The following is a 23,312-nucleotide window of genomic DNA, read 5'->3' on the forward strand; positions in this document are numbered from 1 at the left end:
CGGAGCCGATAGGGGCCTGCTCACCAGGGTGTCTGACCGGAGCCGGGGTGTCCTGCTTACCAACGTGTCTGACCGGATCCGGAGTAATTACATGCCCTCACCCGAGGCGGTCGCGCTGGAGGGATGAGGTGGCGGCGCGGGTGCGCACTGGCTCGACGGCTCCGGCGGTTGCGCCGAAGTTCACCGGTCGCGGGCTCGAGGTCGGTGATAGGCTCGCAGCGTGGGATGGGCGAGGTCACGACCGGGATGAGCACAGGGCCTGTCAACCAGCGCGCCTCGAATGTGATCGGCGTCGCGTCGGCCGCCTTCGACAACTCCTTCAACTGCGCTGCGTTTGCTGGCATGCACCGCGCCGCGCGAGAGCGCGGCTACCAGCTCCTCCTGAGCTGCGGGTCGCCCCGGTCGGTGCACGGGCGCGGGGTAGGGCTCCAGCAGGTCGCCGGCTGGATCACCATGTACATCACCGACGGCCTGGAGGAGCTGCTGTCCGGCTGGAAGCCGGCCGTGATCTTCTGCGGGCCCGCGCTCGGTGCGCGCTGCCCGGTCGTCCGGGCGGAGAACCGCGATTCGATCCGCCGGCTCGTCGATCACCTCGTCGGCCTCGGCCACCGCCGCATCGCCTATATAGGCAAATCGTCCTCGGACGACTTCGTCGAGCGGGGCGAGGCGTTCGACGAGGCCATGAGGGCGCACGGGCTCGACACCGATCTCAACCTGCTCTCGTACTTCGACGAGTGCACCATCTGGTACACCGAGCATCGCTTCCGGACGTTGCTCGAGCGCGACGGCAAGCTCTGCGACGCGATCGTGGCGGGCAACGACGAGATGGCGATAGGCGCGCTGAACGCGATCCGGGCGCACGGCTACCGCGTGCCCGACGACATCGCCGTCGTGGGCTTCGACGACATCAGCATCGCCCAGCACTGCGACCCGCCGCTCACCACGATGCGGCAGAACCCCGAGCTCCTCGGGAGGGTGGCCGTCGAGCGGCTCATCGAGCAGATCGACGGCCGCGCCCCGTCGCAGCTCGTGACCCGCGTCCCCGCCGAGCTGGTGGTGCGGCGCTCGTGCGGCAGCGCCCGGGGCGCAGCGGGCCCGCCCCCGCCGGAGCTCGGGCAGCGGGGCGACTGGCAGGGCGAGCTGTCCTGGCGCATGAACCGCGCGCTCGAGGGGCCAGCGCTCGCGTCGCCCGACGAAGCGCCCCTGATCTGGCCCGAGGCCGAGGTGATCGCGCGCGGCGTCGGCGCGGCGCTCACCGGGGCGGAGCTGCCGGACCTGGCGGCGCTCGAGCGCGCCTTCGCGGCCGCGGTCGCGCGCAACGACAGGGTCGAGACCCTCCTCGCGGTGCTGGAGCAGGTCGAGAAGACCGCCGCGCGGCAGCTCGCCGGCGCGCCGGCGCCGGAGGCCGCGGGCCGGATGGAGGCCTTCCTCAACAGCGCGCGCCTCGCGCAGCAGCGGGCCCTCATGGCGTGGGAGCGGCGCGGCGTGAGGAGCCTCGAGCGGCTCGTCCGCGCCAACATGGACATGAGCGGGCTGCTCACGTCGACGCAGATCTGGAGCGACGATCGCCTCGGGTGGCTGCGGCACACAACCGTGCGCGTGGCGTGCATCGCGCTGTGGGCGAAGGACGCGGGCCGGGGCGGGCCGGAGCTCATCATCGACGCCGTGCGCGCCGACGATCCGGGCCTCGCCGCGCTCGTGGGGGACCGGTGCGAGGCCGGCCTCTTTCCGCCGCCCGAGCTGATGGAGGCTGCTTCACCGGACGAGCCGAGCGGCTATCTCGTGATGGTCCCGATCGCGAACGCGCGGCGCGACTGGGGCACGCTGGTGCTGGGAGGGCTGCACACGGAGAGCTTCACGGACAACCTCCAGCCGCTGGCCATGTGGCTATCGCTCCTGGTCGCGGCGTTCGAGCGCCACGACATGGAGGCCGCGCTGCACGAGGAGCGCGACATGCTGGCCGCGGCGTACGAGCGCGAGCGCGCGCTGTCGAGCACGGTGCGGGAGCTGGGCTGTCCGGTGATCCCGCTGTTGCCGGGGGTGCTGCTGATCTCGCTGATCGGGGCGATCGACGCGGCGCGGGCGGGGCAGATCCTGGAGGCGGTGCTCGCGGGGGTGGCGCGGGAGGGCGCCCGGTGGGTGCTGCTCGACCTGACGGGCGTGCCGCTGGTGGACGAGGCGACGGCGGCGGCGCTGGTGCAGACGGCGCAGGCGACGCGTCTGCTCGGGGCGCGCGTGAGCCTCGTGGGCGTGGGGCCCAGGATGGCGCAGAGCATGGTCGAGCTCGGCATCGAGCTGCATGGGATATCCATCTTCCAGTCGCTCGCCGCCGCGATAAGCCGGCTCACGCGGCCCGGGCGATGAGCAGGCGGGCGGGGCAGGGCCCCCGGCGCCCCGGGCTCCCGCCGGCCGGCCGCTCCGTGGCCGACCCCCTCGCTCGCGGAGCGCGCGGCTGCCGGCTGCGCTCGCCCGATCGAACGCGCGGCGGCCGGCTGCGCTCGCCCGGCAGCCTCTCCCCTGGTGCTCGCCGCGAGCCGCCGAGCTGCCATGCCTGCAAGGCCGATCTCAGGAGTGAAAGGCATCGGTGCATTCACCTAGGGCTAACCCCCAAGAACCTGCGGTGATCGCCCTGGCCCGTATCCTGCAAACTACCTGGAGCAGAGCGCCCGTGACGGCTTCCCCCCCCCGCCGTCGAATGGGCGCTCTTTTTTTTGTGCCCAGGTGTCCGCCTCTTCCTGGACCCGGCGCCGGCAGCGACGCGCTGCTGCGGATCGGGCTCGCGGGCCGCTGGCGATGCACCGCCGGCAGGGCCCGGGTCGCCGCTCGCACGGGGACGCCGGCGGCTCCCGCGCGGCGCGGCCGGCGCTCGCGGGAGGTCCGGGCTCCACCGCGCGGTTTCATGGTGTCTGTCGGTGAGCGGTCATCCGAGGATGGGACGGAGGCGAGATGGCGAATAGCACCCGCGGCGATCATGCGTTCACGGCACAGTCCCTCACGGGCGCCTCGTCCGAGCCGATGTACGCGGGCGCGCTCTCGTTTTTGCGCCGCAAGTACTCGCGGGATCTGACGGGGGTGGACGTCGCGGTCACGGGGCTCCCGCTCGACACGGCGACGGTGCACCGGCCCGGCGCGCGCTTCGGCCCCCGCGCCGTGCGGGAGGCGTCTGCCCTGCTCGCGTGGGACCGCCCGTATGGCTGCGAGCTCGACCCGCTCGAGCAGCTCGCTGTCGTCGATTACGGCGACTGCCAGTGGGATCTCGGCCGGCCGATGGATGTCCCCGCCGCGATCGAGGCGCACATCGCGGGGATCCTCCGCGGCGGGGCCGCGCCGCTGTCGATCGGCGGCGACCACTTCGTCACGTTGCCCGTGCTGAGGGCCCTTCACCGGCAGCACGGCGCGCTCTCGCTGATCCACTTCGACGCCCACTCGGACACATGGAGCCACGACGTCGAGGCCGGGAGGATCGATCACGGCACGATGTTCTTCCAGGCCGCTCGGGAGGGCATCGTCGATCCGGCCCGCTCGGTGCAGATCGGGATCCGCACCCACAACCCGGATACGTGTGGATTCCAGATCCTCGACGCTCCCTGGGTCCACCGCAACGGCGCCGCCGCCGTGATCCAGCGCGTCCGGGAGGCGGTCGCGGGGCGCAAGGTGTATGTGACGTTCGACGTGGACTGCCTCGATCCCAGCTTCGCGCCGGGCACGGGCACCCCCGTCTGCGGCGGGCTCAGCACCGCGACGGCGATCGAGATCCTGCGCGGGATCGCGGGCATCGACGTGGTCGGCATGGACGTCGTCGAGGTCGCGCCGGCCTACGACGCCGCGGGCATCACGGCGCTGGCCGCGGCGACCATCGCGTACGAGCACCTCGTCCTGTACGCGCGCCGGCCAGGCGCCGCCGCGGCGCCGGGGCTCGCCGGCTGACGTGGGCCCGACGCCGGCATGGCTGCAGGCAGCGCGCCGGCGCCATGGGGCCATGGGCCTTGCGGCGCGGTCGCCGGCAGGCCCCGGCGTGCCGCTGAGATGCCAGGTCTGCAAGCACCGATCGCAGGATTGAAAGATGTCGGGCGCTTCCCTGGGGGTAACCCCTGGAAACATGCAGGGACGGCCCTGGCCTGCATCCTGCTAACCAGGTAGATCAGAGCGCCCGTGACGGCTTCCCCCCCCGCCGTCGAATGGGCGCTCTGTTTTTTTGTGCCCTGCACGGGGCGCCTGAGGCTCCCCGCGCGCGGAGCTGCCGTCCACTGGTCACCGTGCCCGGCGGAGCGGCCGCCGGGCGCGCGGCGCGAGGGCGGGCCTCATGGCTGTCCTGGCGTCGTGGCCTCCTGCCCGCTGTCGTTCAGGGCGAGCTCAGGAACTCCCGGACCGCCGCGAGCGCCTCCGCGCGCGCGTCGTCGAGCACCGCGTGCCCGGCGCGGGGGAAGGGCCGCGCCTGCACGAGCTCCCGGGGCAACGCCGCCACGAGCTCGCGCGCGTCCTCGACCGTCGCGAACGGGTCGAGATCGCCGGACAGCACGAGGGTCGGGCACCCGACGCGCGCGAGCGCCGCGCGCAGGTCGTACGTCTGCATCTCGCCCGCCACGAAGTGGCCGCCCACGTCGAGGTGGATGACCGCGCGCTCGAGCGCGCCTTCGTCCCCCGGAGACTGGCGGTAGAGCGGGAGGCAGACCCGGATGTAGTCGCTGAAATTGGGCATCGGGTCCGCGAAGAACCGGCGCGCGATGTCGGCCGCCTCCGCGCCCCCGAGCCGCGCGAAGACAGGCAGCATGCGATCCAGGCGGAGCCTGGCCGTCGTGCTCGAGAGGATGAGCTTCCCGGGGTGATCCGGGTATCGCGCCGCGTACGCCTGGGCCACCATGCCCCCGAACGAGTGTCCGAACACCACCGGCCGCTGGATCTCGAGCGCGTCGCAGAACGCCCGCACGTCGTCCGCCCACGTCTCGAGGTTCCACCGCTCGGGCCCGCTGCGATCGCTGCGCCCGCAGCCGCGGTGGTCGAGGTAGACGACCTGGGCCACCTCGGCGAGCGCCGCGCCGAAGGGGAAGAACTCTGTATGATCGACGCCCGGCCCGCCGTGCAGCAGGATGACCGTGGGGCGCTCGCGCATCACCGGGCCCTCGGGGACGAGCTTTGACCCTTCCACATCGAAGAACAGCCGGACGTCGCCTGCCTGTACCCTCATCGTGATCCACTGAAATCACAGACCGCGGCGCCGCGCCAGACCTCCACTGCGCCCGCCACATCGCACCATGTGTGGCAGATCGCCTCGCGCAGCCCTGGCGGTGCCCTGGCGAGGAACCTTGCGAGCGGCCATGTTGTTGGGCCCGTCTCGCCGCTTCGTCATCGGGTCAGCGCCGGGAGCACGCGCTCGCCGAAGACCTCGATGAACGCTTGCTGGTTCAACGTCACGTTGTGAACGTAGATCGTGTCGAAGCCGAGCTCGGCGTCCTCGCGCAGCCAGGCCACGTGCCGCTGGACGTCGGCCGAGACGCGCACCTGCGCGGCCACGTCCTCCGGCCGCACGAAGGAAGCGGCCGCGTCGAAGTGCTCGGGCATCACCAGGCTCGCGAGGAGCCGCGGCGGGAGCACGTTCGTCCGCCACTGCGCGTGCGCCTCGCGGAGCGCGGCGCCCTCGTCGGCGTCATAGGCGATCTTCGTCTGGAGGATCATCGGCTTGCCCTCGCCGCCGCCCTCCCTGAAGCGGCGCACCACCTCGCGGAGCTGGTCCTTGCTCTGCGACACGGTGATCAGCCCGTCGGCCCATCGCCCCACGCGCCCGGCGGTCGCCGGCGAGATCGCCGCGCCGAGGAGGAGCGGCGGCGCCGCGGGGCGCGTGTAGAGCTTCGCGCCCTCGACGACGACGCGGCCCCGGTGCGTCACGGTCTCGCCGCGCCACAGCGCCCGGATGACCTCGGCGCACTCCTCCAGGCGCGCGGTCCGCTCGGCGTGATCGGGCCATTTCTCCCCGGTGATATGCTCGTTCAGCGCCTCCCCGCTGCCGACCGAGATCCAGAAGCGCCCCGGGTACATCTCGGCCAGCGTGGCGGCCGCCTGGGCGATCACCGCCGGGTGGTAGCGGTACCCGGGGGCGCAGACCGTTCCGAACGACAGCGACGTGGCCTGTAGCGCCGCGCCGAGCCACGCCCAGGTGAAGCCGCTGTGGCCCTGGGCCTCGCCCCAGGGGTGGAAGTGGTCCGAGCACATCGCCGCCGCGAACCCGGCCTGCTCGGCGTGGCGCACGTGCCGGAGCAAGGTCGAGGGGGCGAGCTGTTCGTGGGAGGCGTGATAACCGATCGCGAGTTTCCGCATGAGTCCGCCAGGCTCCTGGTCGCGCCCGGCTCCGCCGGTGGACTCGGCGGGCGCGCGTCGGCGCGTCAGCGTGCCGCGCTTCCGCGTCGGAGCAATCACCGCGCCATGCGGGGAGCAGCGGCGCGCGGTCGTCGCTCGCCCGCTCGCCCGCTGGCGGCGGCAGCTCGTCACTCGAGCACGATGCCCGCCGCCGCGACCCCGACGGCCTGGGTCAGCCGCCGCATGTAGTCCCAGTTGAGGCGATCGACCCTGTCGCAGCGCTCGTGGTAGCAGGGGTTGCCGTCATCGCCGAAGAAGTCCTGCGCCACGGCGACGGACGGCACCCCGTAGCGCCAGAACGCGGCGTGATCGCTGCGGTTCGTGCAGGCCTCCGCCCGGACCAGGCCGAGCGCGGCGCGCGTCGCGGCGGACTCGACCGAGGCGGCCAGTTCGGCCGATGTGTTCTCGTTGCAGTGGATGGCGTGATAGCGCCCGTCGTCGTTCGAGTCGTATCCGGTCATCTCGAGGTCGAGCACGCCGACGACCTGCGCCAGCTGCCTGTCGCGCTCGAGCTGCTGGGCGTAGGCCTTCGAGCCGAGGAGGCCTGTCTCTTCCTGATCGAAGGCGACGAAGCGGAGCCCGACGCGCAGCGGCGCGTCCTTCAGCGCGCGGGCGATGGCGAGCGACGAGACGATGCCTGAGCCGTCGTCGTCCGCGCCGGCGTTGCTGACCGAGTCGTAGTGGGCCGAGAGGATGAGGACGCGTGACGGGTCGGCGCCGGGCCTCTCCGCGATCACATTGACGCCCTGGCTCCAGCCGCTTCGATAGGCATGCTCCCGGACGGTGAATCCGATGGCCTCGTACTGCTGGCGCAGCCAGGCGCGGGCGAGGGAGCGCCCGCTCTCGGAGCCGCGCTCGCGGATGACGACCGTGCGGCCGCCGACGGTCACGGGCGTGGCGCCGGAGAGCTCTCCGAGGCGCGCCTCGAGGAACCCGGCGTCGATGGCGATGTCGGGCGCCTCGCCCTCGAGCGTCGCGCGCTTGTCCGGCGGAGCGCCGGCGCGCTGCGCTCTCGGCGCGCTCGACACGGCGACCTCGCGCTCCGCGATCGGCTCCGCGTGGTAGCGGCGCGAGCCGAGCCAGTCGTGCGGGTCGCGCCCGGCGGGGACGGCGACGACGGCGAACCCGCCGACGCGCGCGCGCTCCCCCGGGAGGGGCGCGTCGGGCAGCGGCCCCTCGACGAGGTGCAGCGGAGCGTCGCGCTCTTCCGCGAGCGCGGCGCTCTGTCGGGCGCCGTCGACCGCGGCGCGGGTGGCGACGATCTGGCCATCCGGCGTGGCGAGGCGGTTCAGAAACGTCGTGACGGTGTCCTTGTCCACGAGCGAGACGTGGACCTCTTGAGTTGCCGGCGCGGTCGGGTCCCCGGCGGCGCACGAGGCCGAGAACAGCGCAAGGACGGCGCATCCCGCGGCGGTGGCCCAGGAGCGATTACGGCGTATCGCCATGTTGTCTTCCCCTTTTGGCGCCACCCTACGGATCTCACATGAAGAATCCAAGAACTATCTCACGATGCGACCGGCGCTGACTCATCTGGCGGCGGATGCATTGCAGCTCACAGGCATACTCGTTTGGAGCTATCGAGTCACGGTCCAGCCTGTCGGTCCGCAGCGCGCGAGCATGCGCGCAAGAAGCGGCCGCTCGGCCTGCTGGGCAGGCGGCGATGACGATGAGTTGAAGAGGAGATCGAGCTGCCCCTGGAACACCGACCCGGGAATGAAGAGATTTGAACCACAGAGGCACAGAGGACACAGAGGAACAACAAAAAAACTCTGTGTCCTCTGTGCCTCTGTGGTTGCTTTTCTCGGGGTTTCAACCCGTTCGCTGGCCTTGGCTCTACCCAGGTCGCGACCGCGACGCGAGGCGCGCCCGACGGGTCGGGTCACCCGCCCTTGCGGCGAAACTCCACGAAGAACCTCACCGGGCCCTCGGGGTCGACGTGGTGCAGCACCTCCGGCACCACGATCCCCTGGGCCTCCGGGCTCAACACGTGATCTCGCCCGCCCAGCCCATCGATACGGTAGCGGAGCCGCCCCGAGACCACGTGGATGACGCCCCACACGCCGGGCTTGGTCGCATGGTCCCTCCGCAGGCCGCCGGGGATCGTGCCCTCGTCGAACTCCGCCGTCCGCTTGTACGCGACCAGCCCGTCGGGCAGCTCGAGCCGATCGCAGCGGACGCAATCGAGCTCGGTGCCGAGCATCGACGCGCGGCCCTCGGGGGTGATCACCCAGGGCCGCGTGAGGAAGGGTGGCTTGTGCCGGACGTGCTGACCGTGACCGCAGCTCAGCTCGGCCACCCAGTCGCTCGCGTCGTCCTGGTGATAGCCGGTGATCGGTCGGAGCATCGTCCCAGCTTACGTCACCCGAGGCCTGGCGGCGACGGGACGAGGATCAGTGTGCGCCAGCGTCCGCGGGGGCGCCCGGCGCCGCGGAAGCGCCCGGCGCCGTGGAGCCCGCCGGCGCAGCCGAGCCTGCTGCCGCCGCGGAGCCCGCCGGCGCCGCGATCGCTCCGGCGGCTCCGGGCGGGGCGCCGTCGCGGAGCGCGAGCTGGCCGCGACGGCAGGTGTCGATGGCGGACGCGAGGATGCGCATCGCCTCCTGGGGCGCGTGGAAGCCGGACGAGTTCTCGGCCTCGGCGAAGTCGACGAAGAACTGGCACTTCCGCTGCGCCGCCCGCGCGCCGGCGAGCGCCTCGTCCGCCATGCCCGCCTCCTTCGCCCGCCGGATGTCGCCGATCAGCTCCGTCACCGCGTCGAGCGCGCGGCTCCGCGTCTCGAAGTGGCGCTCCTGGATCGTCTCCACCCGCTGCCGCAGCTCGTCCTCGGGCCACCTGTGGCACGTCTGGCACGCGCGGTTGATGTTGAGGAGCGGGCTCTGGATATGATGATCGCTGACCTTCGCCGCGCCCACCCGCTGGTAGGGCATGTGGCAGTCCGCGCACGCGACCCCGGAGCGGGCGTGGACGCCCTGATTCCACATCTCGAACTCGGGGTGCTGCGCCTTCAGCACCTTCGCGCCCGACTCCGCGTGCGTCCAGTCCGCGTGCCCCGTCTCCTCGTAGTAGGCGTAGATCTCGTCGACCTTGATCCCCTTCGCCCACGGGTACACGAGGCGCTTCTCCGGGCCCTTGAAGTAGTACTCCACGTGGCACTGGCCGCAGACGTACGAGCGCATCTCCTGGCGCGTGGCCATCGTGTTGACGTCGTAGTCCTCCTCGCCCATCGAGGCCTTGAGCGCGCGGATGCCCTCGAGGAAGCCGGGCCGCGTCACCCGGAGCTGCATCGACTGCGGATCGTGGCAGTCGATGCACGAGACCGGGTGCGTCACGAGCTTGCGCGCCTCGGGGAAGGGCAGCTGGTTCATGGCCTCCCACCCGCGCATGAGGTCGCCGCCGCCGAGCTTCTTGTAGGGCACGTACACCGACGCGTGGCAGTGGATGCACGTCCCCGGCTGCTTCGTCGCGACCTGCCGCTCGGTGTAGACCTGGTCCTCGAGCATGTGGGCGTGCCCGCGCTCCTCGCGGAAGTCGCGCGAGAACGCATAGCCGGCCCACATCGTCTTCAGCCGCCCGTCCTCCTCGAGCTTCGACTGCGCGACGACGCTGCGCGGGTCGGCCTGGGTGGGCGTGCGCGGCACCGCCTCGCTCCCGCCGAAGCGCGTGCGCTTCTGGTCGACGGTGCGCCGGTAGCCGTCGTACTGGATGGGGAAGTTCTTCCCCCAGACCGCCGGGTCCTCTATCGTGTCGTCAAGCTCGACGACGCGATAGAACGGGCTCTTCGCCTCCTGCTTGTGCTCGAAGATGTTGACGAGCAGCGCGGCGATCCCGGCCGTCGCGGCCGCCGCGCCGACCGCGATGAGCGGCAGGTAGCGCCGGAGCGCCGGCTGCCGCGGGCTCCTGGTCGTGGATGCTTCGTCCCTGGGCTCCGTCATCGTATCCATCCTTCGAGCGGCGGGCGCGCTTCAGTGCAGGTGGCCCACCGATTCATGGCAGCGCACGCACGAGAGTCGGGGCGCGCCGCGGTGCTCGCTGTCGATCGCGTGCACGATGTCGTCGTGGCACCCGCGACAGGCCTCCTCCGTGATGCGGAGGTTGCCTGGCTTGATCCGGATCGGGTCCGGGAAGCGGCCCGAGGTGAAGGCGAAGGAGTGCCAGAACCCGTTCGTCGCCTTCGTGGCATACTTGCCAAAAAAGGTGTGCGGAGCATGGCAGTCGTTGCACCCCGCCACAGCGCGGTGGCTCGAGCGTTGCCAGCCGTCGAACTGCTCGTTCATGATATGGCAGTTGGCGCACGCCGACGGGTCGTTCTGCAGATAGGACGCGCCCTTCGCGTAGACGAACGTGTAACCGCCGAGCCCGATGGCCGCCCCGAGCGCGACGCAGAGCGCGAGCGGCAGGCCCCGTGTCCAGCGGCGCTCGCCGCGCGGTCGCTCCCGGACGGCGGGCTCGAGCGGTTCGCTGCGCGGCTCCCCTTCCGCATCTCGGTCCGGCTGACGGATCATGGGTCGCGAGCCGCGTTTGCAAGGCAGGTGCCACGACCTGGGCGGAACGTGAGATGGACGTGCGGCGCTCGCGCGATGACGGTGCGATGAGCGACAGCGCGGCGCGGGGGGGCGGGGGAGGCAGCTTGCCGGCGCGGGGCGGGGATGCCGCCCCGAGGCGTCGCCGAGCGCGAGGCGGCGCGGCGCGCGCAGTCCGTGCGCCGCGGCGCAGACCCCGCGCGGCGCGCGCTCCCGTTGGCCGGCTGTTCCCGCCGCGGCCCGGCTGCGCTAGTGAGCGGCGAGGAGATCTCTCGTGAACGCCCCGCGCGATACGCCCCGTGCCGCACCGCCCGCGAGCGCCGGCCTGCCTCCGGCGAACCAGCAGCTCCGGCTGCCAGACTTCACGCTCGGCGGCGCGCTCACGGCCGAGCAGCAGGACTTCCTCGACACGTACGGGTTCATCCGCTTCAAGGGCTTCGCCGGCCGCGACACGGTGCGCTCGCTCATCGAGGAGGTGGAGGACATCGACCGCCGGCTCGTCGCGGAGGGCAGGACGCACATCCACGGCGTCCCGCTGATCTTCGGCGCGAGGAAGGACGGGTCGCGCTACATCCAGCGGATGGTGTTCGCGTCGCTCTTCGGCGAGCGCCTCCGCGCCTTGCTGCGCGATCCCCGTTTTGGCGCGATCCTCGACGTGGCCGGGCCTGGCTACCGGATCGGCGAGCGGGAGCGCGACGGGCTCGTGATCAACCATTACCGCCACGAGCCGGGGTCGACGTACCAGCGCCTCGGCTGGCACACGGACAGCTTGCGCGACGTCTTCTATCTGGAGAAGCCGCGCCGCTACCTGAACGTCGGCTTCTACCTCGACGACTCGCCCCTCTCGAAGGGCGGCGTGCGGCTGATCCCTTCCTCGCACCGCCAGGGTCTCTTCGAGATGGTCACCCGCAAGGCGTACTTCCTCGACCACCGGCCCGACCCCGGCGAGTACGCGCTCGAGGCCGAGGCAGGGGATCTCACCATCCACGACGGCCGCATCTGGCACCGCGTCGCGCAGGCCACGGCCACGGGCGACGCGAGCCAGCGGCGCGTGATGTACCTGCCGCTCATGAGCGGGCCGTTCAAGGAGAAGCACGAGGACAGCCCCACGCCGCTTTATTTCCGGCTGAAGCGGCTCGCGGGGTACTGAGCGCCTCGATGTCGATCGCGATCGAGGAGGCGAGGGGCGGCGCTGAGCTCACCGACATCCTCGATCTGCCGCTCCGCCTCCACGCGGCCGATCCGGCCTACGTGCCGCCGCTCCGCCCGCTGGTCCTGCGGCGGATCGACCCGAAGAACCCCTTCTTCCGCCGCGCGAGCCTGCGCTTCTTCCGGGCGCGGCGCGGGCGCGAGACGGTCGGGAGCCTCTCGCTCCTCGTCGACGAGGCTCACGATCGCCACGGCGGCGAGCGCACGGCGTTCTTCGGCTTCTTCGAGTGCGAGCGCGATCCCGACGTGGCGCGGGCGCTCTTCGCGGCGGTGAGCGAGCGCGCGCGGGCGCTCGGCGCGACGTCGCTGCGGGGCCCGCGCAACGTCACGCGGGTGGAGGACATCGGGCTCCTGATCGAGGGGTACGAGTCCCGGCCGCCGCTGCTCGCCGGCCACCACCCGCCGTACTACCGCGAGCTCATCGAGGCCGAGGGGTTCTCGAAGCGCTACGACATGCTCGCCTACGACACCCCGCTCCTCGACCCGGCGGGGCGCCGGCGGGAGCTCCCGGAGGCCCTGCGCCAGAAGGCCGCGTCCGTGCGCATCCCTGACCTGGAGGTGCGCCGCGTGGCGGTCCACCGCCTCTCGCGCGACATGGAGATCGCCCACGCGGTCTTCACCGAGGCGTACCGCGGCGTGCCGGAGGTCGTCCCGATGTCGCGCGCGGAGTTCGTGAACCTCGGCCGCGCTTTCGTGGCGCTCGCGAACCCGCGCCTCCTGCAGATCGCGACGGTGCGCGGCGAGCCCGCGGCGTTCGCCGTGTGCCTCCCCGAGCTGAACGAGGCGTTCGCGGCGGCGCGCGGGCGGCTATGGCCGCTCGGGTGGGCGCGCGCGGCGGCGGCGCTGCGCCGCGTCCGGACGGCGAGCTTCAAGCTGATCGGCGTCGTGCCGGCGTACCGGTCGACGGGCCTCTACGCGCTGCTCGTGCAGCACGTCGTCGACGGCCTGCGGGCGGCGGGGTACGAGCGGCTCGAGGCCTCGCTGATCCACGAGGACAACGCGCCGATGCGGCACATCGTGGAGTCGGCCGGGTGCGTGCCTTACCGGCGTTATCGCGTCTACGAGCGCCCGCTCGGGCCGAGGGAACAGGCGACATGACGACAGCTGCCCCGCACCAGAAGACGCCGTTCACGCCGTACCAGCGGCGGCTGTTCTGGTTCCTGAGCGTCGCCTCGTTCTTCGAGGGCTACGACTACCTGGCGCTCACGCAGATCCTCCCGAACTTCGGCGCGCAGATGGGGCTCGCGGCGCGCCACGAGGGGCTCCTCGTCGGGGTCATCAACTCGGGGACGATGCTCGCCTACCTGCTCGTGCGCAAGGCGGACGAGTGGGGCCGGCGGCGGGTGCTCACCATCACCATCGCGGGATACACGCTCTTCTCCGTGCTCACGGGGTTCGCGCCGAACGTCTATGTCTTCGCTGTCTGCCAGCTGCTCGCGCGCATCTTCCTCATCGGCGAGTGGGCGGTCAGCACGGTGTACGCGGCCGAGGAGTACCCGAGCGACAGGCGGGGGATGGTGATCGGCGTCATCCAGGCGTTCTCGAGCCTCGGATCCATCGTGTGCGCCGGGGTCGTGCCGCTGCTCCTCTCGACCTCGTACGGGTGGCGCAGCGTCTATTTCGTCGGCGGCATCCCGCTCGTGATCATGGCGGTGGCGCGGCGCGGCCTGCGCGAGACGGCGCGGTTCGAGCAGGCGGCGGTCGCGCGGGAGCTCGCGGGCGCGCAGCCGTTCACGCGCATCTGGCGCTCGCCGTACCGCGGGCGGATGCTGCAGCTCGCGCTGATCTGGGGGCTCACGTACGTCTGCACGCAGAACGCGGTGACGTTCTGGAAGACGTTCGCGCTGCGGGAGCGCGGGTTCAGCGACGCCGAGGTGGGCGCCAGCATCACGTTCGCCGCGGTGGTGTCGATGCCGCTCATCTTCGCGTCAGGCAAGCTGCTCGACGTCGTGGGCCGCCGCCGGGGCGCGGTGATCATCTATGCGCTGGCGGCGGCCGGCGTGCTCGGCGCGTATTCGCTGGGCTCGCACGCCGGGCTGACGGCCGCGCTGGTCTTCGCGATCTTCGGCGCGAGCGGCGTGCTCCCCGTGCTGAACGCGTACATGACGGAGCTGTTCCCGACGCACCTCCGGGGCGACGCGCTCGCCTGGTCCAACAACCTGCTCGGCCGGATCGGCTACATCCTGTCTCCGGTCGCCGTGGGCTTCGCCGCGGAGGAGATCGGCTGGGGACAGGCGGTGTCCGCGACAGCGATCTTCCCGCTGGTCGCGCTGGCGCTCATCCTGTGGCTCTTGCCGGAGACGCGCGGCAAGGAGCTCGAGGAGACCGCGCGGGTGTAGGGGCGATCGCCAGACGTCTGGTGAGGGTCGCTTCCGACCAGCCGAGAGCGAGCCGACCTCCGTGGTGATGCCCGGCGCCCATTGGCTGCGGCTGCACGATCAGCGGCAGCCGGACCGCGCGTCTCGACGACGAGCGGGCATGGCGAGCGCATGGGCAGAACATGGTGAAGGTGTGGCGTCCACGGGAGCGCACGCTCCCGACGCCCTGCCCGGGTTGCAAGGCCCCGCACAGCCCTCTATCTTTGCTAGTTCTTGAGCTTGTGAGGAAATGTGCCCCAAGAGCCAGAACCGGCTGCATTCTCCGACTTCGTCTTGCTCCTCATCTCGGCCGCACCGAAGCTCGGCCTGCCGCTCGAGGCGGTCCTGCGAAGCGCGGGGCTGCCGCCGGAGGCCCTCTGCCGGCGCGGGGTGCCGATTCCCTTGAGCGCAGCGCGGTACATCTGGTCGTCCGCCGAGCGGGTGAGCGGCGATCCCGTACTCGGGCTCCACGTCGCCGAGAAGCTCGACGTCGGCACGCTCGACATCCTCGACTACCTGTCGCGGAGCAGCGCCAGCTTCGGCGCGGCGCTCGCCCGCTTCATCCGCTTCGCCCCGTTGTTCGCCGATTCCGGCGTGATGAGCTTGCACGTGGACGGCGGCCATGCGCACTTCCGCCACGTCTCTCCCAACGGCGTGCCCGCCGTGTCGGAGCTCCTCGTCGGCATGACCGTGCTCCGGGCGCGGACATTCTCCGGCGAGTACGTCCGCCCGCTGGCCGTGCGCTTCCGACACCATCGCAAATGTACCGCAGGTGCATATGAACGGATCTTCGACGCGCCGGTCGAGTTCGGCGCCCCTTGCGACGAGCTTGTCTTCCGCCGGGAGCACCTGGAGATGCCGTTCGGCTCCGCCGACCCCCGGCTGTGCGAGATCCTCGAGGAGTCCGCGCACCTGCGGCTCCAGCAGCTGAGCCGGGTCGCCGCGCCGCCGCCCGCCGCGCCGTCCGGCTTCGTCGACGAGGTCCGCCACGTGCTCCGCGAGTGCATCGCCGCGGGCAACCCGAACGTCGACCAGGTGGCCGAGCGCATGGGCGTGAGCCCACGCACGCTCCAGCGGCAGCTACGGGAGCAGGGCTCGTCGCACCGCGCGCTCCTCGCGGAGACACGCGTCGCGCTCATGGATCGGTGCCTGGCCAGCGCCAACCCCTCGCGGCACATGCTCGCCGCCGAGCTCGGCTACGTGAGCGCCCGCTCCGTGTCCCGCGCGCTGCGGCGTCGGTAGACGCGCCGCGACGCCGGGGAGCGCGCCGCGACGTCGGGGAGCGCGCCGCGACCCGGGAGCCCAGGGCCCACCGGCGTCGCGGCCATGAAGAAGGGTCACCCGCGCCCCCGCCCGCGGGCGCTCACCCGCGCCCCCGCCCGCGGGCGCCGCGAAGGCGGGCCCGCGCCGGGGGCGCCGCGGCGATCACGGATGCCACGCGAGCTGGAGCTGCCGGCTGCCCGTCGTGCTCACCTGGTAGACGACGGGGTTCGCTGCGCCCGGGAACGGCGTCGAGAGCTGCGTCGACCAGCTGTTCGCCGCGGGGCTCTGGGCCGGCCCGCCGTTGATGGACACGGCGACGCCGTTCAGCGACATGCCGTCCATCGAGGTCACCTGGAGCCACAGGTTCGCCGGCGTCCAGCCCGTCGGGTAGCTCGCGGGGTCGATCTGGAAGCACGCCGCGCCGTTCACCGTGGCGGTGGTCGCCGGCCCCGCCTGGCCGAGGCCCTGGCAGGTCGGCGTCGGGGTCGGGTTCTTGTAGACCCCGAACGTGTACTGGCGCGTGAACATCGGCACGCTGGGGTTGCCGGCGTGGTCCGCGAACACCGTGATCTGGTGGCTGCCCGTCTCGGTGAACTGGTTGAACTTCAGCGAGTAAACGCCGTTGTTGGGAGTCGAGTCGCCGTGCGCGAGGAGCCCGTCGTCATGGAAAGTCAGCGGCGTGACCGCGCCGCTCGGCGCGGTCATCTCGGCGCTGACCGTGGCGCCCGTCACCGGGGCGCCCAGGTGGGTCACCGCGGCCTCGACGGTCAGCGGCTGCGACCCGACGTTCAGGCCGTTCGTCGTGACCTGGAGCTGGATGTCGTCGATCAGCGTCGACACGGAGGAATAGAGATAGATGGTCGACGACGAGTTGTTGACGGCGCAGAACTGCCAGAAGCCCTCCTCGTACGACTGCGTGAGGTTCAGCGAGAAGCGCTTGAAGTTGTCGGCCGAGAAGAAGGTCAAGTCGGAGCCCGACGCCCCGTAGTTCGTCTCGGTGATCTGGGAGGTCGGGTGCTGCGACGGCGGCGTCAGGTACACGTCGGGGGCGGCGCTGCCGACGAAGATCATCGTGAAATCCACGATCTGAGCGGCCGAGACGAGGGCGTCGGCGCACATCGTCGTCCCCGCCGGGATCGGGGTCAGCCCCTGGTCGATCATGCCGCCCTCGCGGCAGTCGTTCGCCATGCGGTTGAACGCGCCCAGCAGCTCGAGCTGGTCGATGTCGGAGCTGACGTCGGCGCGCATGTAGAGCCCGGGCGAGATCCCGTAGCTCGTCGCGATGTCGCTCATCATCGCCTCGTCCGCTCCCGACCCGAGCGCGATCGAGTGGACCTCGTCCACGCGGTGGATGTAGTTCGGGAGGAAGGTGCTCGGCGCCGGCGGCGTGTTGTGCTGCCCGTCGGACAGGAGGACGACGCACTCGCGCGGCCCCTTGGTCGGGCTCTCCGTGGTGAGCATGTCGAGCGCCTGCCCGAGGCCCGCCCCGATCGACGTCGACCCGCTCGCGACGAGCGCGTCAACGGCCGCGTCGTAGCCGGACGCCGGGATCGGCGTGATCGGGAAGGACTCCGAGGCCGTGTCCGAATAGCTCGCCAGGCCGATCTGCTCGGTGAACGACTGCGAGGCGGGCACGTTGCTCGAGGCGAGCGTGCTCCGGTAGACCTTCGCCGCCTGCTGCGCGAGGGCGAGGTTGGTCCCGGTCATGCTGCCGGAGCGGTCGATGATGACCACGTGGTTGGTGTCGAGCGGCGTGACCTGCGCCAGCGCCGTGGACAGCCCCACCACGCCCGCGAGGAGGCCGCCGGTGATGCCTGCGAAAGTTCGAGCTGCGTATCTCATCGTCGTCTCTGGTTCTTTCTCTGCGTTCCGCTGCGTTCTCGGACAGAAGCTGAAGATCGGGTGAACGCGGCGCCGCCGGGCCGGCGCATCGGCGACGGCCGGGGTGGCAGGGCGGCGGGCGTCGTCCCATGGACGACCGCCCGCCCCCTGCCACCCTGGCCGGCCCGGCGACTCCGGGTCTCAGGGATTGCGGTAGAGCACCACGAGCCTCGGGCGCCTCAGGGCGGTCGCGTGGTCGCTCGACGTGAACGAGACCTCCCTGTAGCTGTTCGCCTCGCTCTGGAGCCGGATCATGAATCCATGGTTGTTCCCGGCCGTGGCGAGCATGTCTCGCACGAGCGCGGTCACGTCGATGTTCTCGTAATCCTGGCTCGAGGAAGCGCTCTGGGGCAGGAGCACCTGGTTCGCCGTCGACACGCTCGGCTGGTTCGCCCACGTCACCGTGCTCTCCTGCCACGACGAGGTGATGCGCTGGAGCAGGAAGGCGTTGGAGCCGCCGACCGTGAGGTGCCCCGGGGAATACGGGTTGTAGGTCCCCTGACCGTACAGGCGCGCGTCCGGGTCCGCATACAGGTTCAGGCGCGCCCGCTCGATCGTGGCGCCCGCCGGGACGGGCGAGAGATCGAAGCGGAGCAGGCCCCGGTTCCGGTACCAGACGCTGCTCGCCGTCCAGGACCCCGCGGTGAGGTTGGGGGAGCTGCCGTAGTTCGTCCCGCTGGCCCCGGTCATGTTGCTGATGGTCGCGTCGAGCCCGGCGCTCCCGGGCTGCAGGTCCAGCGTCAGGACCGGGTTCTCGCAGGCCCCGTTGACGGTGAACACCGCCCCGGGCACCGCAGCGCACTGCGACTGGGAGGTCGGGGCGTGGCAGGTCCCGTCGGCCTCGTGGCAAGCGCCGACAGGCTCGCTCCCGCACGCGTCGACCTCGGAGCAGCTGTAGCCGCTCACGAAGTAGCCGCCGGCGTTCTCGCAGCTCTGGCCCGAGCCGATGCCGCCCTGGCCGAGGTCGGTGCAGCCGCCCGACCGGCAGCACGCGCCCTTCGACTCCGGCTTGCAGAGCGCCGAGCATCCGTCGCCGCTCGCCGTGTTGCCGTCGTCGCACTGCTCCGAGGCCTGCTGCACGCCGTCGCCGCAGCACCGCTCGACGGTCACGCCCGTGTTCTCCACGACGGAGCACTCGGCGACAGTGTTCTCCGGCGTCTTGCACGTCCCGCTCACGCAGGTCTGCCCAGGGCCGCTGTTGCAGTCCGCGTCCGTCGTGCACGCGCAGGGGATCGTGTCCTCGTAGTGGTCGTCGAAGCAGGTCTCCACCTCGGCGAGCCACGCCTCGGAGATCGCGGTCCGCTTCACCAGGTTCTCCGGCTCGAGGCCGGCGTCCGGGTCGACGAGGACCTTCGTCAGGTCGAAGTGGGCCGTCCCCGGGTTGACCACGGCGCTGTTGAAGGCGCCGATGGCGAGCTGGATGGAGTTGGCCGTGCGCTGTGTGTCCAGGCATCCCCAGTGCTTGAGCAGGTGGCGATGCGACTCCTGGCAAGGGAAGCTGAGGCTGCCGCGCGAGCCGGTCGACGGCCCGACGTAGGAGCAGGTCCCTTGCACGAACGCCTGGGTGAGCGCGTCCTGATCCTGCAGCCAGGTGGTCATGGGCTGGCCGTTGATGCAGAGGTTCTCGGCCGACGAGACCGTCTCGCCCACGTCGAAGCCGAAGTTCACGACATCCTCCATGCCGCCGACGACGTCATCGGTGGTGGGGGGCAGCGGGTCGGCCGTGTGCAGCGACAGCTCGTCCTTGCACCAAGCGAGGAAGTCGGCCGTCGACGCGTTCACCTGCGTGTACCGCGTGACCTCGCCGGGCTGGTAGTTCGTCACGTCGCCGAGCGGCGAGCTGTCCCACTGGTAGGTGGCCTCGAGCCCGGGCTGGAACTTGTACTTCGAGACCGAGCCTATATCGAAGGTCCGGCGCCACTTCCACAGCGTGAACTTCTTCCACTTCTTGAACAGCCTCGCCTCGAGGCCCACGTGGATGCCCGCGTTGAGCGCGGCGATGAGCTCGATCTCGGTCAGGCCGTAGGTAGCTATCGCGTGGGTCGGGTCATCCCCGTTCCTCATGCCCCAGATCACCTCCTCGGCGTACGGGACGTTCGGGCCCGCCTTGGGCTCGCACGTGCCGCTCGGCGTGCAGACCTCGGTCAGGCCGCAGGCCGTGTTGGCCGTCGAGGGGCTGTAGGTGCAGTGCCGGGCGCACGCCCCGTTGACGCAGGCGCGGCCGGGCGAGCTCGGGCAGGTGCTCTGCGCGGTGCAGACGCAATCGACGGCGGTCCCGCCGACGGTGCACACCTTCGCCTGGACATCGCACGTCTCGCCGCTGGCACAATCGGCGTTCGAGGTGCAGCCGCACGCCGACAGGAAGCCTGTCTGGAGCGGGTGGCACCCGGGGCCCTGCCACTCCGTGGAGTCGACCTTGGTCTCGGACAGGCAGCTGTACGCGTCGAAGTTGCCGGGGCACTCGGCCTCGGTCACGTCGTACACGACGGCGCCGGGGATGCCCGAGTTGCAGTCGCCGCTGATCTTGCGGACCGTCCCAGGGGTCGTGTCGCTCAGGTAGATGTCGCCGTTCGGGAGCACGGCCACGCCCGAGGGCAGCTCGAAGATCGCGTCGTCGGCCAGGCCGTCCGCCGCCACGGTGCCGGGAGCGCCGGAGACGGTCGTCACGGCGGAGGTCTCGGGGTCGAGCTTCCTCACGCGACCGGGCTTGTTGCCCTCGACGACGAGCACGTGACCCGCGCTGTCCACGGCGAGCCCCTTCGGCGCGGTGAACCGGGCGGCCGCGCCGATGCCGTCCGCCGAGCCCGCCGAGCCGCTGGTCCCGGCCACGGTGGTGACCGCCGTCGAGGCGACGTCGAGCCGCCGCAGCGTGTTGTTGAACGTGTCGCTGATGTACAGCCTGCCGCGCCCGTCGGCGACGATGCTGGTCGGCTCCGAGAACCGGGCCGCCGCGCCGATGCCGTCGGTGCCGCCGGCCTGGCCCGACGTGCCGGCCACGGTGGTGGCCGTGCCCGAGGGGAGCGGGATGCGGATCACCGTGCGGGCGCCGCTGTCGGTGATGAAGAGGCCGCCGTCGTGCACGGCGACGTCCCGCGGCGTCAGGAACACCAACCGATCCGCGATCGTGGTCACCTGGTTCGTGGTCAGGTCGAGCTTGCGGACCGAGCGAGCGCCGCGATCGGCGATGTAGAGCGAGCCCGCGTCGTAGGTGATGCCCGAGATCGTGTTGAACCGCGCGGCGGTCCCTACCGCATCGACGTTGCCTGCCGCGGACGACCCGGCGATCGTCGTCACCTGGCCGGTCTGCGGGTTGATGCGGCGGATGGCGGTCCGGTCCGCGACGTAGAGGCGGTTTCCGGTCCGGTCGTAGGCGAGGTCGGTGGGCTGGAGGAAGCGGGACCCGCCGAACGTGCCGTCCGTGAGCGACAGCGTGTACGCCGCACCGTAGGGCGACGAGACCGAGGGCAGGCAGCACACGCCGTGCTTGGCGCACGCCGAGATCTCGGGCATCGCGGGGGCGCGCAAGCTGTTCGGGCAGGTGCCGTCGTTCGCGCACTCCTCGCACGTCTTGTTCGCGCTCCACTGGGTCGTGAAGGCGTGCTGGAAGAGGTTCTTGTACGTCTTCGCGTCCTTCTCCTTCAGGAACGTCGAGAACAGCGCGTACGAGAGCTTCGACGGGCTGCACAGGTCCTGCGTGACCCCCGTCCAGTCGTCGAGGCAGGCGCGGCTGCCGTTGATGAACGTGACGCAGCAGGAGTTCTTTGTCTCGAGCGGGGAGCAGGCGAGATCCAGCGACGAGCCGGGGATGTACTTGCTCGAGCAGGACGCCTCATCCTTGTAGGAGAAGACGGGTTTGCACTCGAGGTCCTCGTTCGGGTTGCTGTTCACGAGCGCCTGCTCGAGCGAGGCGTTGAGGTCGACCACGCCGCCGGAGCCCTTCGGCTTGAGATCGACAGAGAAGCCGATGCTCGCCTCCACGCCCACCTTCAGGAACTTGCCGATCGGCACGCCGAGGAAGAGCTTCGCGCCCACCTCCGGCCTCACCGACACCTGCGTCCCGGCCTCCGCGGTCACGTCCGGCGCCTGGAAGCCGTGCATGTCGCGGTTGAAGTCGAGATCGGAGATCTTGTTCGGCGTGTTCTTGTTGAGCGCCTCCTGCAGGCGCTTGCGCATGTGATAGGCCTCGTCGTACCACTTCGCCCCTGCGCCGAGCTTGAAGTACGGGATGAGGTACGCGCCGGGGACCGGCGGGATGGGAATCGGCGTCAGCTCCTTCTCGAGCGGCTTCAGCTTCAGGTCGAGGTTGAGCGCCGCGGCGAGGATCGCGGCCGACTTCCCCTCCCAGTCCTCGACCGCCTCCGCGCCGTCCCGGGGCCAGGTGAGCTGGGCCGGGACGCCGTCGGTCGGCGTGTAGTTGAACGGCATGTACGTGCCGATCAGGAACTCCTGCGGGGAGACGCGGCCGTCGCCGTCGGAGTCCAGGGACGTCATCTGGTCCTCGTCCGCGAGGTAGAAGACGCCGAGCTTCTTCGCGGCGTCGAGGCTGACCCCGCCGCCGGCGAGGTGGCCCAGCTCCTCGATGCCGAGGGGAGCTTCACGGTTGAACCACTTGTAACCGTCAAGCTGCATGTTGAACTCCATCCCTGGCAGGATGCTCAGCGTCTCGCCGAACGCGGTCACGGCGAAGCCGCCGGTGCGCATCTGGGCGCGGCGCTCCTTGCTCAGGTTGTGCGACGTGTAACGGCCGCCGATGCCCCACCGGTCGCTGTCCGACAGGTTGGCGTACGCGCCGTGCCCGGCCCACGGAACGCACATGTGCAGGTCGGGCCGCTGATCCGAGTAGCTGCCGAGGTGGTACCCCTCGGTGTACTGGTCCACGTAGCACTGGATCTTCGACATCACCTCGCTGATGTTGTCGAGCTCGCCGCCGAACTGGCTCAGGAAGCTGGCGAACTGACCGCCGCCGATCTCGTCAGCGATCTTGTCGAGCCACTTCACCGTGCTGAGCGCCCACTTGGCCTTGCCGGCCTGGGTCTGCTGGATGTCGTTGGAGAGCCACACGAGCACGCCGGTGCTGCACGGGTTCGCCGTCGACGAGCTCGGGTCGCAGAAATTGATGCACTCCTCGTACGTCGTCTTGTCTTGCTGGATGACGTCGAGGCACTGGGTGGACACCTGCTGGCTACAGACGCACGTGCCCTTGTCCGCGTCCGCGGCCGGCTCCGTCTTGAGGCCGTTGATCGCCTCGGCCGTCTTGTTGACGATCGACGCGAGGAGCTGGATCGACTGGAGGACGTGGAAGTTCGTGGTGATGTTCTGGAGGTCGGCGCCCTTCGGGTTCGGGTTCTCCGGCAGCTTTCCGAGCTGGCTCGGATCGCACGCCTGGACCTGGAACGTGCCTGTGCCGGCGTCCGGGGCCTCCCCCTCGATGACGGCGTCCGGCCGGTCGGGCTGCTGGGACCACGTCGGCCAGTCGTGGATGGTGCTGTCGTTGCAGGCCTCGTCGTCCGGCGCGCACAGCGCCTGTTCCGCCTGACCGACGGGCCCGTCCAGCTCGACCGGATCGTCGGTGCCGGCCGTGCAGGCGGCCGTGATCGCGCCCAGGCACACGAGGAGCGGCAAGCGCCCCGCGCGCCACGGGGCAGCGCGTGATTGAGCATGCTGGCGTATCAGCAAGGATCTGAGACTTGTCATGGAATAAGCCCTCGACGGCCTTGTTGATGGGATGAGACGG

Annotated in this window: 14 protein-coding genes; 6 read left to right on the plus strand and 8 right to left on the minus strand. The window is 71.0% G+C overall.

Features of this window, described 5'->3' with window-relative positions; genetic code table 11:
* Nucleotides 1-246: 246 nt before the first annotated feature.
* Entirely contained in the window at nucleotides 247-2,364 is a 2,118-nt protein-coding gene (locus WME89_RS09940) for a substrate-binding domain-containing protein (protein ID WP_438008981.1), read from the plus strand.
* 582 nt (nucleotides 2,365-2,946) lie between these two features.
* The gene (speB, locus tag WME89_RS09945) at nucleotides 2,947-3,927 is read left to right on the plus strand and encodes an agmatinase (RefSeq protein WP_438008982.1); all 981 of its coding nucleotides are present in this window, start codon (nucleotides 2,947-2,949) and stop codon (nucleotides 3,925-3,927) included.
* A 415-nt stretch (nucleotides 3,928-4,342) separates the two neighbouring features.
* Here the strand turns inward: speB and WME89_RS09950 are convergent, their stop codons facing one another.
* The 6 genes from WME89_RS09950 to nrfH all read right to left on the minus strand — a co-directional run bounded on the left by WME89_RS09950 (nucleotide 4,343) and on the right by nrfH (nucleotide 10,850).
* On the minus strand, nucleotides 4,343-5,185 hold the full coding sequence (locus WME89_RS09950) for an alpha/beta fold hydrolase (protein WP_438008983.1): 843 nt from the start codon (nucleotides 5,183-5,185) through the stop codon (nucleotides 4,343-4,345).
* A gap of 158 nt (nucleotides 5,186-5,343) precedes the next feature.
* Nucleotides 5,344-6,312: a TIGR03885 family FMN-dependent LLM class oxidoreductase gene (locus WME89_RS09955; protein ID WP_437652426.1), complete on the minus strand. Its 969-nt coding sequence runs from the start codon at nucleotides 6,310-6,312 to the stop codon at nucleotides 5,344-5,346.
* Between the two features lie 167 nt (nucleotides 6,313-6,479).
* Nucleotides 6,480-7,796: a M28 family metallopeptidase gene (locus WME89_RS09960; RefSeq protein ID WP_438008984.1), complete on the minus strand. Its 1,317-nt coding sequence runs from the start codon at nucleotides 7,794-7,796 to the stop codon at nucleotides 6,480-6,482.
* A 434-nt stretch (nucleotides 7,797-8,230) separates the two neighbouring features.
* Complete coding sequence (locus tag WME89_RS09965; protein ID WP_438008985.1) at nucleotides 8,231-8,695, minus strand: DUF3565 domain-containing protein; 465 nt, start codon at nucleotides 8,693-8,695, stop codon at nucleotides 8,231-8,233.
* 46 nt (nucleotides 8,696-8,741) lie between these two features.
* Complete coding sequence (locus tag WME89_RS09970) at nucleotides 8,742-10,280, minus strand: ammonia-forming cytochrome c nitrite reductase subunit c552 (protein ID WP_438008986.1); 1,539 nt, start codon at nucleotides 10,278-10,280, stop codon at nucleotides 8,742-8,744.
* Nucleotides 10,281-10,310: 30 nt separating this feature from the next.
* On the minus strand, nucleotides 10,311-10,850 hold the full coding sequence (gene nrfH / locus WME89_RS09975; RefSeq protein WP_438008987.1) for a cytochrome c nitrite reductase small subunit: 540 nt from the start codon (nucleotides 10,848-10,850) through the stop codon (nucleotides 10,311-10,313).
* Between the two features lie 292 nt (nucleotides 10,851-11,142).
* Here nrfH and WME89_RS09980 point away from each other — a divergent pair, with 292 nt between their 5' ends.
* The 4 genes from WME89_RS09980 (at nucleotide 11,143) to WME89_RS09995 (ending at nucleotide 15,676) form a co-directional block, all read left to right on the plus strand.
* Nucleotides 11,143-12,018 (plus strand): phytanoyl-CoA dioxygenase family protein, encoded by an 876-nt coding sequence (locus WME89_RS09980; RefSeq protein ID WP_438008988.1) that lies wholly within the window; start codon nucleotides 11,143-11,145, stop codon nucleotides 12,016-12,018.
* A gap of 8 nt (nucleotides 12,019-12,026) precedes the next feature.
* Nucleotides 12,027-13,175, plus strand: coding sequence for a hypothetical protein (locus WME89_RS09985; RefSeq protein WP_438008989.1), 1,149 nt, complete (start codon nucleotides 12,027-12,029; stop codon nucleotides 13,173-13,175).
* Nucleotides 13,172-14,416 carry an MFS transporter gene (locus tag WME89_RS09990; protein WP_438008990.1) on the plus strand — a complete coding sequence of 415 codons (1,245 nt, stop codon included), beginning with the start codon at nucleotides 13,172-13,174 and terminating at the stop codon, nucleotides 14,414-14,416. Before WME89_RS09985 ends, WME89_RS09990 begins: the two co-directional genes overlap by 4 nt.
* A 270-nt stretch (nucleotides 14,417-14,686) precedes the next feature.
* Nucleotides 14,687-15,676 carry an AraC family transcriptional regulator ligand-binding domain-containing protein gene (locus WME89_RS09995; RefSeq protein WP_438008991.1) on the plus strand — a complete coding sequence of 330 codons (990 nt, stop codon included), beginning with the start codon at nucleotides 14,687-14,689 and terminating at the stop codon, nucleotides 15,674-15,676.
* 183 nt (nucleotides 15,677-15,859) lie between these two features.
* Here WME89_RS09995 and WME89_RS10000 read toward each other — a convergent pair whose 3' ends face one another.
* Entirely contained in the window at nucleotides 15,860-17,539 is a 1,680-nt protein-coding gene (locus WME89_RS10000) for a VWA domain-containing protein (RefSeq protein WP_438008992.1), read from the minus strand.
* Between the two features lie 180 nt (nucleotides 17,540-17,719).
* Nucleotides 17,720-23,200, minus strand: coding sequence for a DNRLRE domain-containing protein (locus tag WME89_RS10005; RefSeq protein ID WP_438008993.1), 5,481 nt, complete (start codon nucleotides 23,198-23,200; stop codon nucleotides 17,720-17,722).
* Nucleotides 23,201-23,312 lie beyond the last annotated feature (112 nt).

This window comes from Sorangium sp. So ce321, from assembly GCF_051530195.1.
Lineage (GTDB): Bacteria > Myxococcota_A > Polyangia > Polyangiales > Polyangiaceae > Sorangium.